Source organism: Amycolatopsis rhizosphaerae (assembly GCF_007713715.1).
Taxonomy (GTDB): domain Bacteria; phylum Actinomycetota; class Actinomycetes; order Mycobacteriales; family Pseudonocardiaceae; genus Amycolatopsis_E; species Amycolatopsis_E rhizosphaerae.
The window spans coordinates 1-2,047 of sequence record NZ_VJWX01000767.1 but is presented as its reverse complement, the minus strand read 5'-3'; the positions used below and the strand labels follow the sequence as shown (position 1 = coordinate 2,047).

Genomic DNA, 2,047 nt, shown 5'->3' with positions numbered 1-2,047 from the left:
GCCGTGAAGGGTCCCTTCACGGTCGAATCGACTGTGAAGGGACCCTTCACGGCCAAACGCAGGCAGGGTGTCGTGGTAGCGTGGCTGAGTGAGTGAGCCACTGAGCCAGTCGCGGAGCCAGACGGGCGGCGGGGTCGTCCGGACGAACGTGGTGGACGCCGTCGCGGACAGCCTGCGCCGCGAGATCCTCTCCGGCCGGTACGCGCCCGGGCAGTACCTGCCACCGGCGCGGGAACTGGCGGAGCGCTACGACGTCACCCGCACCTCCCTCAAACACGCGCTGATGCGCCTGGTGGAGTCGGGGCTGCTGGAGATCCGGCACGGCGTCGGCACGCTGGTCCTGGACTACGAGCGCCAGGGCGGGCTGGACCTGCTGCCGATGCTGGTGGCCGCGAACGCCCCCGCCTGGGCTCGGTCGATCTTCGAGGTCCGCGCTGAGGTCGGCGCGCTGATCGCGGTCCGTGCCGCGCGCAACGCCACCGACGCGCAGCGGCGGCGGCTCGCCGCCCTCGCGGCCCGGCTGCGCGAGGCCACCGACGCGGACGCCGCACAGCTCGCCGAATGCGACTGGCATCGCGAACTGGCCCGCGCCACCGGGAACCGCGTGTACCCGCTGCTGATGAACGTCGTCCTCGACACCTACCTGCGCCAGCGGCACGCGCTGCGCGGCCCCTTCCTCGACCCGGCGGCCGCCGCGGACCGGCTGGAACCGCTGGCGAAGGCCGTCGAAGAGGGTGCGGCCGCCGAGGTCGTGCACGCGCGGGCGGCGAAGTACCTGGAGGAGACCGGCCGCATGATGATCGAGAGCATGGGGGGCGCGCGATGAGGACGGCCTTCCGCGAGGTCATGGCCGGCGACGGCGCCCGGCTGGAACTCGACGTGGACTGCCCGGGAGTGCTCCATCCGCTGGCCGACGTGGAGGCGGGGCTGAGCGGGAGGGTGGTGCTGCCCGGACTGGCCGACGACCGGCACGCCACCGGAACCCTCCACATCGCCCCCGTGGCCCGCAAGCGCATTCGCTACCGCCTCGACTTCACCGCCTCCGACGGGCGCCGCCTGCACCTGGACGGCTGGAAGTCGATCCGCTACCTCCGTCCCGTCCACTCGATGACCACGCTGCCCGCCACGGTGACCGACGAGTCCGGGCGCGTCGTCCGGGAAGTGCTGCTGCGCTTCGACCTCCGCCGCGAACTGGGGCCGATGCTGCGCAGTTTCCGCCTCGCGGGTGACGCGCTTCGCCCGCGCTGGAACGGAAAACCGGGGCGGCTGGAGGTCTGGTACACCACCCTCACCGATCCGGTCACCGGCACCGGTTTCTGGGTGCACCGCGAACTCGTCGCCCCCAGCGGGGGCGGAAGCCCGTACCTGCACGGCTGGGCGGCGGTGTTCCCGCCGGACTCCCCGCCGCGGCTGGCCCGGTTCGGGCCGCGCCCCTGGCCTGCGCCGCTGGAGCTGAACGCGGGCGAAGCCGGGCCCCTGTCGTGGGAGCTCGAACCGCGCGGGGCCTCACGCACGCTGTTCACCTTCCCGCGCTGGGCCTGGCTGACCGGCCTGCTCCCGGCGGCGCAGGTGGTGCCGAGGCCGTCGCTGCGCTTCCACGGCCGGATCCGGTGCGGCGAAAGGGAATTCCCCCTGGCCGGGGCGCCCGGCGCGACCGCGCACATCTACGGTCACGGCAACGCCCAGCGCTGGGCCTGGCTGCACGCGGACCTCGGAAACGGCGACGTGGCCGAGGTCGTGGCCGCCGTGTCCACCCGGCCGGGGATGCGCCGGCTGCCGCCGCTGCCGTTCGTGCGCCTGCGCGTGGACGGCCGGGACCTGCCCGGCGGGGATCCCCTGCTGGCGGCTCTCCTCCCGGGCCGGCTGCGGGCCGAACTCGGGTTGCCCACCTGGCGTGTGCGGGGCCGCGCGGGCGGTTACCGGCTCGCCATCGAGGTGACGCAGCCGCCGGAAGCGACCGTGGCCGTGGACTACCAGGACCCGGACGGGAGCCCCGCCGTATGCCGCAACAGCGAGCGGGCGAGCGCCCGCATCGCGGTGGAAAGAC

At 74.2% G+C, this 2,047-nt stretch carries 2 protein-coding genes; both read left to right on the top strand.

Going from position 1 to position 2,047, the window contains the following annotated elements:
- Positions 1–88 precede the first annotated feature (88 nt).
- Positions 89–826, top strand: a complete 738-nt coding sequence (locus FNH05_RS36600; protein ID WP_222426819.1) for a FadR/GntR family transcriptional regulator — start codon at positions 89–91, stop codon at positions 824–826.
- Positions 823–2,047: hypothetical protein (locus FNH05_RS36595; protein ID WP_144593410.1), on the top strand; the 1,225-nt coding region annotated here is incomplete at its 3' end. The genes FNH05_RS36600 and FNH05_RS36595, both read left to right, overlap by 4 nt.